Origin of the sequence: Arenimonas caeni (genome assembly GCF_003024235.1) — a bacterium.
GTDB classification, from domain to species: domain Bacteria; phylum Pseudomonadota; class Gammaproteobacteria; order Xanthomonadales; family Xanthomonadaceae; genus Arenimonas; species Arenimonas caeni.
Genome location: NZ_KZ679085.1, coordinates 265,894 through 280,276, shown reverse-complemented (window position 1 = coordinate 280,276; position 14,383 = coordinate 265,894). Strand labels below are relative to the sequence as shown.

Below are 14,383 nucleotides of genomic sequence, written 5' to 3'. Positions count from 1 at the left end.
CCTGGCGTTCATGGGCAGCCCTGCCAAAGGTTGGGGTCGGTGTCGTCGCAGTCGTTGCCCACCGGCACCAGCCAGCGGCCTTCCCGGGCCGCACGCTGCTGGTCGGCCGGGCAGGCTTCGATGCTCTGCGCCGGATCGCCGTGGGTATCGCCGTCCGCGTCAAGGAAGAACAGCAGGCGCTGGCCTTCGTCAACCTCGCCGTCGCAGTCGTTGTCGACGTTGTCGCAGACTTCCACGGCGTTCGGATGCACGTCGGCGCGACGGTCATCGCAGTCACGGCCCTGGCCGTATTTGTGCGTCCAGGCTGACTTGGCGGCGCCGGTCGCGGGCGCCGGCTTGCCCGTGGTGGCGGGCAGCACGAGTTTGCCGACACGGGCCAGGGCTTCGCTCCGGGCTTGCTGCTGGCTGCGTTTGAGCTGCTCGAACTGTTCGCGGCTGAGCTGGACGCGCGCTGCGGGTGCGGGCCTGGCCTGCAGGTTGGCCGGCAGGCGCACCGCCTGGGAGGGCGCGATAGCCGGCGCGGGCCGGGGCTCCCCGGCAGGCCTGGCCTTGGCCGGGGCTTGTGCCGCCCCGGCGCCGGAGGCCACGCCCAGCGTGGCAAGAAGGACGAATAGCAGGGACCTCATGGCCATCCTCCCGAGCGGGTTCACGTGGCCGGTTTATCAGGATGCCGCCGGCTTCACAAGCATGAACGCAAGGCGATGTCCCCGCGTGCCAGCGGCCGCCCGGTTCAGAGCCCCAACACCTCCGGCCCCTGCCGGAACACGATGTCCACCGGGATGCCGGCCGCCTGCACGCGGTCGAGGTCGGCCTGCAGGGCAGGGCCGATGTTGCCCATCTCGTCGAGCAGGGCCTTCGCGCCCGCGTAGTCGCCGTCGCCCTGCAGGGTCAGGATCTTCGCCGAGAGCGAATCGACCGCCGCCTGCATGCGCGCGTAGTCCACGCGGTAGGTGCCGGTGGCTTCGTCGCGGCTGAAGGCGCCTTCGCGCTCGAGCCAGTTGAAGGCCACCATGTTGGCCTTGCCGTGCGCGCTGGAGGCGCCGAAGCGCACCGAGCGGAAGATGCCGGCCAGGAAGGTGACGTAGTTGTCCATGCGCTTTTCGCGGTCGAGCTCGCCCATGTCGCCGAGCTTGCCGATCATGTACAGGCCCAGGATGTCGGCCTTGCCTTCCTCGTAGGCGCTGCCCAGGTCGGTCAGCGCCTCGCGCACGGTGCCCTTGCCGTCGAGCGTGTTCTTGATGCCCAGGCCGTGCGCGACCTCGTGGAACATCACGTTCTCGAAAAAGGCGTCGAAGGTGATGTTGGCGCGCTGGTCCTGGGCGATCAGCTGGTCGGAGATCGGCACCAGGATGGTGTCGAACTTGGCGCGCATGGCGTTCTTGAGCTGCAGGCGGCGCGAGCCCTTGGCCAGCTGCACCTGCTCGTCGTTGGGCAGGTTGATGGCGATGGTCTTGGCGCCGGCGTTGGCGTCGCCGCCGTAGTAGATGGCGTCGTAGGCGTTGAGGTCGGCGTCGGTGCCGGGCATCTCGGCCTTGTAGCGTTCTTCCACCGGCAGGCCGCGCTGCAGCGCCGGCAGGTGCGCGGCGAACTTCGACAGGCGCTCGCTCCATTCGATGTCGCGCACCAGCACGAAGGCCTCGAACGCGGTCTTGGTGCCGAACAGCGCGTCCTGGTAACTCTCGATCGGCCCGATCACCACGTCGATCGGGCTGGACTTCATTTCCATCCAGGCCATGTCGCTGGCCTGGTACTCGCCCGAGACCAGGGCGTCGGCGCGCAGACGCAGGTAGCGGCGGAAGCCTTCGTCGCTGGCCACTTCGGCGGCCTGGTTGAGCAGGTCCGCGGCCTCCGAGAGCGCGTCGTTCCACTGCACGTGGTAGGGCACGACGATCAGCTCGCCGGCCTGGTTGCGGCGGATCAGCGTGTACAGGCCGTCCTTGCCGGGCAGGTCGGCGGCGGCGAACTCCTCCTTGCTCATGTCGGCCGGGTAGAAGTTGGCGCCCGGCGGGCGCGGGCCGACGCCGGCGACGAAGGGCCTGTCGCCGTCGAGGCGGTCCCAGGGGCCGTAGTTGATCTCGACGAAGCGCAGGGTGGCTTCGTCGGTGATGCCGGCCAGCAGCGGCTCGCGGTCGCCGTAGACCTGCTCCCAGAACAGCGTGTCCATGATCCGGCCGGCGTGCAGCAGCAGCCGGATGGCCTCGCGGTCGCCCTCGGACAGGTGCGAAAGGTCCGCGCTGAGTTCGACCTCGGCGTAGGCCGCGACCTTGGCGGCGATGTCGCCGGCGGGCGCCGCGGCCTCGGGCGCGGCGGGCGCGACCGGCTCGGGCGTCGCGGCCGGCTGGCAGGCGGACAGGCCCGCGGCGAGCGCGAGGGCGAGGGCAGTGCGGCGGAAGGTCATGGCGGGGCTCCGTTCGGGCGGAAAGCCCCAATGCTAGAACATCGTGGCTAGCGCGGTCGCGGTGCGGTTGCGGCCGCTGTCCTTGGCCCGGTACAGGGCCCGGTCGGCGGCCTCCAGCCAGTCCCGCAGGTCGCCCTCGGGCTGCAGCGCAGCCAGGCCGATGCTCAGCGAGAAGCGCAGGCCCGGATGCGCAGGCAGGGTGAGGGCCTGCGCCGCCGCGCGCAGCGCGTCGGCGGCGTGGGCGGCTTGGTCGGGCGGGAGGGCAAGGAGTACGCCGAATTCGTCGCCGCCGAGCCGGCCCGACACCTGGTCCTCCGGCAGGCAGTCGCGCAGCAGCCCGGCCAGGGCGCGCAGCACGTCATCGCCCGCGGCATGGCCGAAGCGGTCGTTGATGGTCTTGAAGTGGTCGATGTCGAGCAGCAGCAACGTGGCCGGCGCCGGCTTCTGGCGCAGCTGCCCGATGCGGCTGGTGGCCTGGTTCCGCCAGTGGCCGCGGCTGTCGAGGCCGGTGAGTTCGTCGCGCTGGGTCAGGGCCTCGAGCTGGCGGTTCTGCACCTGCACGCGCCGCATCAGCCGGTACAGGTTGGCGCTGACGGCCAGGGTGTGGATGGTCATCAGCGGCAGGCAGGCCGCCACCACCAGGGTGCGGCTGGTCAGGTCCATGGCCCAGCCATGCAGGAAGCCCGACACCAGCAGGGCCAGCAGCATGCCCGGCATCGCCCGGCGCCAGAGCCCCGGGACGCCGGCGTTGACCTTGTCGGCGGTGGCCACCGTCAGCAGCACCGCCGAGGGCAGCAGGTTGAAGTGCATCATCGGCACGAAGCTGCCGGCGATGGCCGAATCGACCAGGAAGTTGCGCACCTCGGCGCGGTAGCTGTCGCGGCTGCGCGAGGACAGCCAGTACGCCAGGTGCGGCCAGACGAAGCAGCCGGCGATCATCCAGCCCCAGGCCAGCCAGCCGGCCTGCAGGTCGTGCAGCACCACCACCACCGGCAGCGCGGCCAGCCCCATGCCCAGCATGCGGAAGCGATAGGTCAGCCGGGGCAGGGAACGCGGACGGAACTCCATGCCCACATGAAAGCACATGTGGGGCCGCAGGCGTATGCTCCGGGTCGTGTGCGCAGCCGATTTCCGGGAGGCCACCCATGGATGCCGCGAACAGACCGGCCACCCCGGCCGGATCCCTGGCCCGACGCGTCGCCGGCCAACTGGCCGTTGCCGACGTGCGACGCGATGCTGGGCCCGGGCATGGTCTACAGCTGTGGCTACTGGCGCCAGGCCACCGACCTGGCCGCGGCCCAGGAGGCCAAGCTCGACCTTGCCTGCCGCAAGCTTGGCCTGTGCCCCGGACAGCGCCTGCTCGACGTCGGCTGTGGTTGGGGCGAGACGCTGCGCTTCGCGGCCCGGCGCTACGGCGTCAGCGGTGTCGGCGTGACGATCTCGCGCGAACAGGCCGAGCAGGCGCGCCGGCGCTGCGCCGGCCTGCCGGTGGAGATCCGCCTGTGCGACTACCGCGAGCTCGAAGAGCGGTTCGACCACGTGCTCTCGATCGGCATGTTCGAGCACGTGGGCGTGCGCAACTACCGCGGCTTCTTCGAGCGCATGCGGCGCCTGCTGGCCCCGTCCGGCCTGTTCCTGCTCCACAGCATCGGCGGCGAGCGATCCGGCGACCACACCGACCCCTGGATCAGCCGCTACATCTTCCCCAACTCCATGCTGCCCTCGGCGGCGCAGGTCGCGCGTGCCGTCGAGGGGCTGTTCGTGATCGAGGACTGGCACAACTTCGGCACCGACTATGACCTGACGCTGCAGGCCTGGCGCGAAAACATCGAGCGGGCCTGGGCGCGCCTGCCGCAGTACGACGAGCGGTTCCGGCGCATGTGGCGTTTCTACCTGGCCGCCTCGATGGCGCTGTTCCGCAGCCGGCGCGGCCAGCTGTGGCAGCTGGTGCTGTCGCCGGAGGGCGTGCCGGGCGGCTACGTCGCACCGCGTTGACCGGCCGGGTGGCGGGGCCGCCCGGCCGATGCCTCAGCGCGGGATCTTGCGGTGCATGTAGCGGTGGCCGTTGTTGGGCTGGAACTTCGAACCGTGCGGGCCGGGCAGGTTCCGCTGCAGCGGGACGTGTGCCTTCGCGGAGCGCTCCATGTGCGGCCCCTTCGCCGCCTCGGGCGCCGGCGCGGGCAGCGGCAGCGAAGGCTGCATGGGCGGCGAGGGCATGCGCGCGGTGTCTGCCGCGGCTCGGGCTGCCGCCGGCCGCGGCGGGGCCTTGGGCAGGACCGCGCGCTTGGGCGCCGCCTTCTTCGGCGCCGGCCGGGCCGCTGCCTTCGCGGGCCTTGCCTTGCGTGCGACCGACTTCTTCGGTGCGCTCTTCTTCGCGACGGACTTTTTCGGGGCACTCTTCTTCGCGACGGACTTCTTTGCCGCCGACTTCCTGGCGGCGGACTTCTTCGGCGCTGGTTTCTTCGTGACCGATTTCTTCGTGACCGATTTCTTCGGGGCCGCCTTCTTCGCCACCGACTTCTTCGCGACTGCCTTCTTCGCGACGGACTTCCTGGCGGCTGCCTTCTTCGCGACCGATTTCTTCGGGGCCGGTTTCTTGCCAGTCGTGGACTTCCGGGCCGCGGCTTTCTTCGCCGGGGCTTTTTTCTTCGCCGCGACCTTGCGTGCGGCGGTCTTGCGGGCGGTGCTGGTCATTCCAACCTCCTTGCTGCGGGGAAGCGGATGGCGCCAGTCTATGCCAATTCCGCCTGCCCGGAGGCCGGCTTGCCGGCGCCCCGGCGTGGCCTATCATCAGGGTCCCAGACCACGGAATCATGCGATGCGAGCCACGACGCCCCTGATCCTGTCCTTGCTGGCCGCCGGCGCGGCGGCCCCGGCCAGCGCCGATGTGTACAAGTGCACCATCAACGGCGAAATCCGCTACCAGGACGCACCCTGTCCGGGTCAGCAGGACCAGAAGCCGCACCTGGAGATCAGGGAGCCGGTGAAACCCTCGCCGTCATCGGCCGGGCAGCCGGTCGGCGGGGTCGCGGTGGTTGCGCTGCCTTCGGAATCGGCGTCCTCGGCCGGGGACTCGCCCGCTGACCCGAACCTGGGTTCGGAAGGCGGCGAGGCCACCCCCGCCCAGCTGCGGGCGGCCTTCGAGGCCCAGGCCGCGGCCCGCGCGGCCCGCGCGGCCGCGCCACCGGCGGCTCCGGCCGAGCAGGGGCCGCCCGACCGGCTGACGCAACTGCAGGGCCTGATCGTCCAGGCGCAGGAAGCGCATCGCGGCCTGATCGACCAGCAGCGCCAGGCCATGCTGGCCCTGGCGGAGAAACACGCCGGCCGCGAGGATTCCGAAGCCGCCATCGCCGAACGGCGGGAAGTGGAATACGAATGGCGCCAGCGCCGGCTCCGGGCCGCGGATGAGGAACGTGCCCTGCAGGCCGAGATCAGCCGCCTGTGCCCGAACGGCACGCTGAGCACCCGGGGGCGGCTGGAGTGTCGTTGAGCCTCCCGCGCCGCTGGCTGCTCACGCTCGCCCTGGTGGCGTCGGGGGCCGTGGCGGCGCAGGACCCGGTCCGGGTCGGGGGCGACCCGCACTATCCGCCGCACCATTTCCTGGGGGTCGACGGTCGTCCCCAGGGCTTCGACATCGCGGTGATCGAGGAAATCGCCGGCGAGCAGTCGCTGGCGATTTCCGTGGAGTTCGGCGAATGGTCGGCCACGCTGGCGGCGCTCGAGCGCGGCGAACTGGACGTGGTGCCGATGTTCATCTCCGACGACCGGCGCCAGCGATTCCTGTTCAGCAAGCCCTTCCTGCGCCGGCACCACGTGCTCTACGGCCGTCCCGGCGACCGGGTGGAATCGCTGGAGGAACTGGCCGGGCGCCGGGTGGCCGTGCAGTTCGGCGGCACGGCCTGGGAGTGGCTGGTCAATGCCGGTACCGATGCCGTGCTGCGGCCGGTGAACGAGGAGTCGCTGGTGCTCGTGGAGGTGGTGCGCGGCGACGCCGACTTCGCCCTGTTGCCCGAGGACATCGGCCGCCACACGCTGGCCGTCCAGGGGCTGGAGGGCATCGAAGTGGTGGGCCCGCGCTGGCTGGAAAGCGACTACGCGTTGGGCGTGAACCCGGCCCGCCCGGAACTGGTGGCCAGGCTCGACGCCGGCCTGGCCGCGATCGAAGCAAACGGGCGGCTCGAAGCCCTGCGCCAGCAATGGCTCCAGCCCCCGGCGGCCCCGGCGCGCCGCGAGCGCTGGTCGGCCTGGTGGCTGCTGCCGGCGGGCCTGGTGCTCTCGGCCGCACTGGCCTTCCTGGTGCTCGAGCGCCGCTCCCGGCGCCAGGCGCGCTGAGGGCGGTCGTGGCCGCCCGCCGGGCGGCCATGCGTAGAAACCCGGTAAGGCGCCTTCCCGAGGGGCCGGGAGACGCATCCGATGTCCTTCCCACGCTGGCTGGTCCTGGTCCTTGCGGCGCTGCTGTCCGGCTGCGCTGCGCAGGGCGCCGGCGGCGGTGCCGACGGTCCGCCGGCCCCTGCTGCCGATACGGCCGGGCCCGGCACGGGCGGCAACCGCGTGAGTTTCACCGTCGACGGCCAGTCGTTCACTTTCCGCACGCCGCAGGTCCGCCACGGCCGGGCCAGGGCCGGCACGGAGGTGGTGGCGGCCAGCTTCGAGCTCTCCAGCGCCGACGAGAGCCTTTACGCCCGGCTCGTGCTCCACGTCGAGCCCGGGCGCACCGACCTGTCGGGTACCTATCCGCTGGTCTCGCCCGACCGGGACGGGGTCCGCGCCGGGGTGGCGGAACTGCTGCTGGCCGAAGAGACCGATCCGTCGCGGGGGCGGCGCATGTTTCCCAGCGGCGGCGGGGAGGTCCGGGTGGACCACCGCGACGGCCACTACACCGTGCGCTTCACCAGCACCGGCGACGACCTGTTCCGGGCGGCCAACGCGCCCCCGGTCACCGGCGAACTGGCTTTCCACGCACCGTCCTGAGGGCGGCATCCGGAAATGTGATCGGCCGCTTGGGCGCCGGTCCCCGCTTGGGTTAACTTGGCCCGGTCAGGGAGAAACGGGGTAGCGATGAGCAGCGAGCCGGCGGCCAAAGCACGCATCCTGGTGGTGGACGACTCCAAGCTGATGCGCAAGGCGGCGAGCAAGATGCTCGGCGACGAATTCGAGGTGATCACGGCCGACGACGGCGTGGACGCCTGGAACCAGCTTGGCAACGACGGGGCGATCCAGGTCGTTTTCACCGACCTCAACATGCCTCGCATGGACGGCTACCAGCTGCTGCGCCAGATCCGTGCCGCCGGCGACGCCGGCGTCCAGGGGCTGCCGGTGATCGTCGTCACCGGCGCCGAGAACGACGAAGCCGCGCGCATGAAGGCGCTGGACATGGGCGCCACCGATTTCATCGGCAAGCCCTTCACCACCTCCGACCTGGTGGCCCGCGCCCGCGCGCATTCCACCTACCAGCGCGTCACCCGCCAGCTGCAGTCGCAGGTCGCGACCGACGCGCTCACCGGCCTGGCCAACAAGGCCGGTTTCCTCGACCGGCTGCGCCAGGACATGGCCTATGCCGGCCGCCACCAGCAGCCGCTGTGCCTGGTGCGGCTGGACATCGAGGACTTCCATCGTTTCTTCCTGCACAACGGTCGCGACGTGGCCGAGGCGCTGGTGCTGCAGGTGGCGCGCCTGCTGCGCGGCCGCATCCGCAAGGAAGACACGGCCGGCCGCATCGGCCTGGGCAGCTTCGCCCTGTCGCTGCCGGGCGGCCAGCCCGACGGCATCGCGGGGATGGTCGCGAAGGTGCAGGCCGAGGTTGCCGCCAACCCGCCGCTGCACGAGGGCGAGCCGGTGCCGGTGAGCCTGCACGCCGCCGTGCTCAGCCCGCTCACCGACGGCATGCTCTCGCCCGACGAAGCCATGGACGCCTGCCAGGCGCGCCTGGACGTGGCCCGCGAAACGGGCGCCGCAGTGCTGCCGGCGCCGCCGGCGTCAGCGCCGGCACCGGTACCCGCGCCGGTTGTCCCGGCCGCTGCGGAAGCCGCGGCGCCGTTCGCGCCCGAGCCGCAGGTGGAGACCCCGGCGGCCCCGCCGGTCGCTGGCGCGCCGCCCAGCGTCGATGCGGCGCTGGAGCTGCTGCAGGCCGGTCGCGTGCAGGAGCTGGCGCCGCAGCTGCCGGCCTTGATCGGCCGCATTCTTCCGCTGCTGCGCCTGCTGGGCCCGAAGCAGCGGGCGCAGTTGCTGCAGTTCCTGCAGAAGTAGCGGCCGGGCAGGCGAGGCCCGCGCCGCTCAGTGCGCCGCGCTGGGATTCGGACGCAGCCTGGCCCAGGCCTTGAAGGCGAGCACCACCAGGATGCCGACGAGGATGCCGACCACGGCGTCGGCCAGTATCGACACCGGCATGGCCAGGCCACCGGCCGGCGAGATGGCTTCGATGGCGTGGTGCAGGGCCGGCAGGTTGTGGGTGAAGATGCCGCCGCCGACCAGGAACATGGCCGCGGTGCCGGCCACCGAAAGGAATTTCATCAGCCACGGCGCCGCGTACAGGATGCCGCGGCCGAAGGCGCGCAGGCCGCGGGCCAGTCCGCCCGGTCCGCGGCGGCGGCTCAGGTACAGGCCCGCGTCGTCGAGTTTGACGATGCCGGCGACCAGGCCGTAGACGCCCACGGTCATCAGCAGCGCGATCGCCACCAGCACGCCGACCTGGCGGCTGAAAGCCTGGCCGGCGACGGTGCCGAGCGTGAGCACGATGATTTCGGCCGAGAGGATGAAGTCGGTGCGGATCGCGCCCTTGATCTTGTCCTTCTCGAACGCGACCAGGTCCACCTTCTCGTCGGCGGCCGCCTCGAGCAGTTCGACGACGTGCGCTTCCTTCTCGTCCGGAGCGTGCAGGAACTTGTGCGCGAGTTTCTCGACGCCCTCGAAGCACAGGAAGGCGCCGCCGACCATCATCAGCGAGATGATGATCGGCAGGTCGATGCCCCGGCTGCGCAGCCAGGCCTCCAGGGCGGCAATGGCCAGGGCACCGGGCACCAGGATCGCCTTGTTCACCATCGAACCCCTGGCCACCGCCCACACCACCGGCAGCTCGCGATGCGGTTTGACGCCGGTGACCTGCTGGGCGTTGAGCGCCAGGTCGTCGCCCAGCACGCCGGCGGTTTTCTTGGTGGCGACCTTGGTCATCACCGACACGTCGTCGAGCAGGGTGGCGATGTCGTCGAGCAGTGCGAGCAGGCTGGAAGCCATGGGGCGGTCCTGAGGGAGCAGGGCGCGATTCTGGCACCTGCGGCCCGCCGAAGGGGAGCCTGCGGCCGCCGGGCGGCAGCCGGGCAGGCGCGGCCGGCCCTTAGACTGCAGGCAGTCCGGTTCCTGGAGTCCTTGCCGATGCGCCTGCCCCTTGCTGCCTGCCTGCTTGCCCTGGCCGTGGCCGCCTGTACGCCCGGCGGTTCGCCCGGCGAAGCCGCTGCGCCCGTGCTGACCGCCGCCGAGCAGGCCGAACTGGCCGGACTCGAGGCGCTAGCCGCGCAGGTGGAAGCCGATCGTGGCGTGGTGGCCGGCTTCGAGGTGCTGCAGGCGCGCTATGCCTTCGAGCCCGACCCGCGCACGGGCAACCTGCAGCCCGCCGTGCACCTGGCCCTGGCCAACGGCAGCGGCCTGGTCGTGGTGAAGCTCTCGGTGCAGGCCAGCTTCTCGCGCGTCGGCGAACCGGGTCCATGGCATTCGCAGGAATTCCACATGCCCCTGGCCGGTGGCCTGGCGCCGGGCGGCGGCACCGCCGTGCGCATGATCCCTGCATCCGACAGCGACTGGGCCCTGAAGGCGCCGCCTGCCGAGGTGGAGGTGCTCGCACGCGTGGTGCCGATTGCGCTGGAGACGGCCGACGGCCGCCGCCTGGTGACGCCGCACGCCCTGGGGCCGGACAAGCAGGCCCGGCTGGAACAGCTGCGAGGCGACCGGCCCTGAAGCCATCGCCTTGCGATGGCGAGGCAGCGGCGGCCTAATGGGGCCCTTCCGGAACCGGTGCCCGACATGAAGTTGCCCGCCTTCGTATTGCTTGCCGCCCTGGCCGCGCCGGTCGCGCACTCCGCCGTGCTCGACGCCTCGCCGTCCGGCTTCACGCTCGAAAACAGCGAGGTCGTACTCGTGGACGCCGACCGGGCCTGGGAGGCGCTGGTGGGGGAGGTCGACCGGTGGTGGCCACGCGACCATACCTGGTGGGGCAGCGAAGGCACCCTGAGCATCGAGCCCAAGGCCGGCGGCTGCTTCTGCGAAATCGACGACACCGGCCGCAGGCAGGCCCGGCACCTGGAAGTGCTGTTCGTCGATCCGGGCCGCACGCTGCGCATGGGCGGCGGGCTCGGGCCGCTGCAGGGCCTGGGGCTGCAGGGCGCGCTGGAGTTCCGGCTGGCGCCGGAGGCGTCGGGCGGCACCCGCATCACGCTGTGGTACCGCGTCGGCGGCTATTCGCCCGACGACCTGTCCGCCTTCGCGCCCGTCGTCGACCGCGTGCAGGGCATGCAGCTCGCTGCCCTGGCCGCGCACCTGCGCGCCGGCGGGGAGGGCTGAGCATGCCGGTGCTGCTGCTCAACCTGCGCGACGTGCCCGGCGACGAAGCCGAGGAAGTGCGCGCCCTGCTCGATGCCGAGGGCGTCGAGTGGTACGAGACCAAGCCCAGCCTCTGGGGCGTGTCCGGTGGCGGCATCTGGGCGGCGCACGACGAGCAGGCCGACCAGGCGCGCGAGCGCCTGGCGCGCTACCAGGCCGAGCGCGCCAGCCGGATGCGCGCCGAGCGCGCGCTCGAGATCGCCGAGGGTCGCGCGCCTTCGGCCTGGGCGGCCTTCCGCGAGCGGCCCCTCCAGGCCGCGGCCACCGTGCTGGGCATCCTGATGATGCTCGCCCTGGTGACGCTGCCCTTCCTGCTGCTGGGACGCTAGGGCAGGGCGCCGGCCGTTCCCGGTCGGGGCAGGCGGGCCGGAACGACCGCGCCGGCGGCGGCGCCGACCTGGCGCGGCGCGCGCCCGAGCAGCAGGCCGAGGTCGTCCCGGCAGGGGCGGTTGTCGCGCTGCAACAGCTCCCAGTGCCCGAACGAGAACGGCGTCAGGTGCAGCAGGTCGCAGGCGTGGCTGCCCAGCCGCACCAGCGCATCGGGCACGGGCAGGTACCGCGCCGGGGCGTCGTTCCCGAGCGCGCGCAGGCGCGCCACGTATTCGTGCAGCGTGAACTCCTCGCGGCCGCCGAGCTCGAATTCGCCCGGCCCCTCGGGACCGCGCAGACCGGGCCGCAGCGCCAGCAGCGCCAGCGCCTCGCCCAGGTCCCGCACGTCGAGCGCGGCGATGCGCCCGACCGCGCCGGCGGGCAGCGGATGCACGGGCCAGCGGGCGACGCGGCGCAGCCAGCTGGCGCCATACCCCCCGATTTCGGCGTCGAGCAGGGAAGGGCGGACGATGCAGGCGTTGGCGCCGCTGGCGCGGATCGCCCGCTCGCCGGCGCGCTTGGAGCGGATGAAGCGGCTGCGCGCGTCGTCCGACAGGCCCAGCGCCGAGACATGCACCAGCCGGACGCCGCGTTCGCGGCAGGCCGCGGCCAGCGCCGCGGGCCCGCGGTGGTGCACGCGATCATAGGTTTCATGGCCGCGCTGGCGCAGGATGCCGACGCAGTTCACCACCACGTCGACGTCCTCGAGCCGAGGCAGCCAGTCGGCGGCGTCGAGCAGGCGTTCGAGGTGGATCTCCCGTCGCGGGCAGTCCTGCGCGCAGGCCGGCAGGCGGGCCCCGGCCCGGGCCGGGCGACGGCTGCCGACGATGGGACGCAGGCCGCGTTCGAGCAGGGCGGCGACGGCGTGGCGGCCGATGAAGCCGGCGCCGCCGAGCACCAGTACGCGGGGTTCGGGGCCGGGAACGTTCGCCTTCATGGGATTCCCCTTCTGACAGAGATTTCTGTCTTGACAGAAATATATGGCGGAAATAACCTGTCCGCAAGCCACCCCGAACAGGCGCTCCCATGGACCCCGTCCACGCCCTTCCCGCCAGCGACCCGCTCAGCCCGATCAGCCGGCGATTCGTGCTGCACTGGGGCGAAATGGGCTCGCGCTGGGGCGTGAACCGCACGGTGGCGCAGGTGCATGCGCTGCTGTTCCTGTCCGGGCGCCCGATGGATGCCGAGGAGATCGCCTCGGTGCTGGTGGTGGCGCGCTCGAACGTCAGCAACAGCCTGCGCGAACTGATCAACCTCAAGCTCGTGCGCGTGGCCCATCTCGTCGGCGAACGCCGCGACCACTTCGAGACCTCGAAGGACGTCTGGGAGCTGTTCCGCACCGTGGTGCGCGAACGCAAGGCGCGCGAGTTCGACCCGACGGTGGCCATGCTCGCCGAACTGAGCGCCGACCCGGCCTTCGCCGACGAGGAGGCCGGCGCCCGCCAGCGCATCCGCGAGACCCTGCAGCTGATGACCGCGCTCTCGTCCTGGGGCGAGGAAATGCTGCGGCTCGAGCCGGCCACGCTGATGAAGGTGATGAAGCTCGGCAGCCGCATCCAGAAGCTGCTCCGCGAGGGATCGAAGAAATGAACGCCGTCGTCTGGCCGCTGCAGATCTACTACGACCGCTCCTGCCCGCTTTGCCGGGAGGAGATGCACGCGCTGCTCGCCCACGACCGCGAAGGCCGCCTGGTCCTGGTCGACGCCTCCGCGCCAGGCTTCAGCGACCCGGCCCTGGCCGGCGCCGGGCTGGACCAGGCCGCGCTGATGCGCCTGATCCATGCCCGCGACGCCGCCGGGCGCTGGTACCGCGGCGTCGAAGTGTTCGAGATCGCCTACGCGGCCGCCGGCCTGGTGTCGGTGGCGCGGCTCTGGGCCCATCCGCGGCTCCGGCCGCTCTGGGACCGCCTGTACCCCTGGGTGGCGCGGATGCGGCAGCCGCTGTCGAAGCTGCGGCTCAACCGCGCCTATGGCTGGCTGGTGCGTCGCGCGGCGGCACGGGCCCAGGCCCGGGCCGGGGCCTGCGCGGCGGGGCGCTGCGAACTGCCCTGAGGCGGCCGCCGGCGCTGGTAAACTGCGGTCCTCCCGAACGCCGGTTGCACGATGTCGTCGCCAGACAAATCCCTGCTCCTGTACCTGCCCGCGCCACTTCGGGTGCCCCTGGCGGCGGTGCTGTTCCTGCTCAACACCGCCTTCCACGGCCCGCTGCTCATCGTCGCCGCGCTGCTCAAGCTGGCCTTGCCGCTGCCGCCGCTGCGCCGCGGCTTCGATCGCCTGCTGCCGGCGATCGCCGAGAGCTGGATCGGCGTCAACAGCGCCATGACCGACCTGTTCACCCGCACCCGCTTCCTGGTCGAGGGCCTGGAGTCGCTGCGCGCCGATGGCCGCTACCTGGTGCTGGCCAACCACCGCAGCTGGGTGGACATCCCGGTGCTGCAGAAGGTGTTCAACCGGCGCATCCCGCTGCTGCGCTTTTTCCTCAAGCGTCAGCTGATCTGGGTGCCGGTGCTGGGCCTGTGCTGGTGGGCGCTGGATTTCCCCTTCATGCGCCGGGCCACCAAGAGCCAGCTGGCCAAACGCCCCGAGCTGGCCGGCCGCGACATGGCCGCCACCCGCAAGGCCTGCCAGAAGTTCCGGCAGGTGCCGGCCTCGGTGATGAACTTCGTCGAAGGCACGCGCTTCACGCCGGCCAAGCAGGCGGCGCAGGGCGGCGGTTACCAGCACCTGCTGCGGCCGCGCGCCGGCGGCGTGGCCTTCGTGTTCGGCGCCATGGGCGACGTGCTCGACGGCGTGCTGGACGTGACCCTGCATTACGACCGCAAGCAGCCCAGCCTGGCCGACCTGTTCGCCAACCGCATCCGCACCGTGCGCGTGTACGTGCGCGAGCTGCCGGTGCCGGAAGGCTTCGCCGGCGCCGACTACGAGGCCGACCGCGAATTCCGCAAGCGTTTCCAGGCCTGGCTCAATGAGCTCTGGGAGGCCAAGGATGCCCGCCTGTTCGCCTGGGAGCAGGCCGCGGGCTGACCGG

15 protein-coding genes and 2 pseudogenes are annotated in these 14,383 nt (G+C 71.8%); 11 read left to right on the top strand and 6 right to left on the bottom strand.

Translation table 11 applies throughout. The features are described 5' to 3' along the window. Positions 1-8: 8 nt before the first annotated feature. From C6N40_RS04070 to C6N40_RS04060, 3 genes are all read right to left on the bottom strand, one after another. Positions 9-626, bottom strand: coding sequence for a putative metal-binding motif-containing protein (locus C6N40_RS04070; RefSeq protein WP_205208541.1), 618 nt, complete (start codon positions 624-626; stop codon positions 9-11). Between the two features lie 104 nt (positions 627-730). Continuing rightward, positions 731-2,398: a dipeptidyl-peptidase 3 family protein gene (locus C6N40_RS04065; RefSeq protein WP_106989707.1), complete on the bottom strand. Its 1,668-nt coding sequence runs from the start codon at positions 2,396-2,398 to the stop codon at positions 731-733. 33 nt (positions 2,399-2,431) lie between these two features. Next, positions 2,432-3,466: a diguanylate cyclase gene (locus C6N40_RS04060; protein ID WP_162782067.1), complete on the bottom strand. Its 1,035-nt coding sequence runs from the start codon at positions 3,464-3,466 to the stop codon at positions 2,432-2,434. A 162-nt stretch (positions 3,467-3,628) separates the two neighbouring features. On the opposite strand from C6N40_RS04060, the pseudogene cfa reads away from it, so the two are divergent. Further along, positions 3,629-4,393 (top strand): annotated as a pseudogene (gene cfa / locus C6N40_RS04055) (cyclopropane fatty acyl phospholipid synthase); the annotation flags it as partial. Positions 4,394-4,681: 288 nt separating this feature from the next. Here cfa and C6N40_RS14405 read toward each other — a convergent pair. Continuing rightward, positions 4,682-5,092 (bottom strand): annotated as a pseudogene (locus C6N40_RS14405) (histone H1-like repetitive region-containing protein); the annotation flags it as partial. A 40-nt stretch (positions 5,093-5,132) separates the two neighbouring features. Here C6N40_RS14405 and C6N40_RS04045 point away from each other — a divergent pair. The 4 genes from C6N40_RS04045 to C6N40_RS04030 all read left to right on the top strand — a co-directional run bounded on the left by C6N40_RS04045 (position 5,133) and on the right by C6N40_RS04030 (position 8,644). Then, a complete protein-coding gene (locus C6N40_RS04045; RefSeq protein ID WP_425477653.1) occupies positions 5,133-5,888 on the top strand; it encodes a DUF4124 domain-containing protein in 756 nt (251 codons plus the stop codon). Next, on the top strand, positions 5,885-6,730 hold the full coding sequence (locus C6N40_RS04040) for a transporter substrate-binding domain-containing protein (protein WP_162782066.1): 846 nt from the start codon (positions 5,885-5,887) through the stop codon (positions 6,728-6,730). Before C6N40_RS04045 ends, C6N40_RS04040 begins: the two co-directional genes overlap by 4 nt. A gap of 81 nt (positions 6,731-6,811) precedes the next feature. Beyond that, the gene (locus tag C6N40_RS04035) at positions 6,812-7,369 is read left to right on the top strand and encodes a hypothetical protein (RefSeq protein ID WP_106989702.1); all 558 of its coding nucleotides are present in this window, start codon (positions 6,812-6,814) and stop codon (positions 7,367-7,369) included. An 87-nt stretch (positions 7,370-7,456) separates the two neighbouring features. After that, positions 7,457-8,644: a GGDEF domain-containing response regulator gene (locus tag C6N40_RS04030; RefSeq protein ID WP_106989701.1), complete on the top strand. Its 1,188-nt coding sequence runs from the start codon at positions 7,457-7,459 to the stop codon at positions 8,642-8,644. 27 nt (positions 8,645-8,671) lie between these two features. Here C6N40_RS04030 and C6N40_RS04025 read toward each other — a convergent pair whose 3' ends face one another. Further along, positions 8,672-9,628, bottom strand: a complete 957-nt coding sequence (locus C6N40_RS04025; protein ID WP_106989700.1) for a DUF808 domain-containing protein — start codon at positions 9,626-9,628, stop codon at positions 8,672-8,674. A gap of 138 nt (positions 9,629-9,766) precedes the next feature. On the opposite strand from C6N40_RS04025, the gene C6N40_RS04020 reads away from it, so the two are divergent. From C6N40_RS04020 to C6N40_RS04010, 3 genes are all read left to right on the top strand, one after another. After that, on the top strand, positions 9,767-10,345 hold the full coding sequence (locus tag C6N40_RS04020; protein WP_106989699.1) for a hypothetical protein: 579 nt from the start codon (positions 9,767-9,769) through the stop codon (positions 10,343-10,345). A gap of 66 nt (positions 10,346-10,411) precedes the next feature. Then, on the top strand, positions 10,412-10,948 hold the full coding sequence (locus C6N40_RS04015; protein ID WP_106989698.1) for an SRPBCC family protein: 537 nt from the start codon (positions 10,412-10,414) through the stop codon (positions 10,946-10,948). Positions 10,949-10,950: 2 nt separating this feature from the next. Continuing rightward, entirely contained in the window at positions 10,951-11,316 is a 366-nt protein-coding gene (locus C6N40_RS04010) for a DUF6164 family protein (protein WP_106989697.1), read from the top strand. On the opposite strand, the gene C6N40_RS04005 is transcribed toward C6N40_RS04010, so the two are convergent. Continuing rightward, positions 11,313-12,293 (bottom strand): NAD(P)H-binding protein, encoded by a 981-nt coding sequence (locus tag C6N40_RS04005; protein WP_106989696.1) that lies wholly within the window; start codon positions 12,291-12,293, stop codon positions 11,313-11,315. The two genes, C6N40_RS04010 and C6N40_RS04005, sit on opposite strands and share 4 nt — an antisense overlap. An 89-nt stretch (positions 12,294-12,382) precedes the next feature. Here C6N40_RS04005 and C6N40_RS04000 point away from each other — a divergent pair, with 89 nt between their 5' ends. From C6N40_RS04000 to C6N40_RS03990, 3 genes are read left to right on the top strand one after another with little or no spacing between them, the layout of a single operon-like run. Continuing rightward, complete coding sequence (locus C6N40_RS04000) at positions 12,383-12,946, top strand: GbsR/MarR family transcriptional regulator (RefSeq protein WP_106989695.1); 564 nt, start codon at positions 12,383-12,385, stop codon at positions 12,944-12,946. After that, a complete protein-coding gene (locus tag C6N40_RS03995) occupies positions 12,943-13,407 on the top strand; it encodes a thiol-disulfide oxidoreductase DCC family protein (RefSeq protein WP_106989694.1) in 465 nt (154 codons plus the stop codon). The genes C6N40_RS04000 and C6N40_RS03995 overlap by 4 nt, the downstream gene beginning before the upstream one ends. Positions 13,408-13,458: 51 nt before the next feature. Then, on the top strand, positions 13,459-14,379 hold the full coding sequence (locus C6N40_RS03990; RefSeq protein ID WP_240183443.1) for an acyltransferase: 921 nt from the start codon (positions 13,459-13,461) through the stop codon (positions 14,377-14,379). The last annotated feature ends 4 nt before the right edge of the window (positions 14,380-14,383 follow it).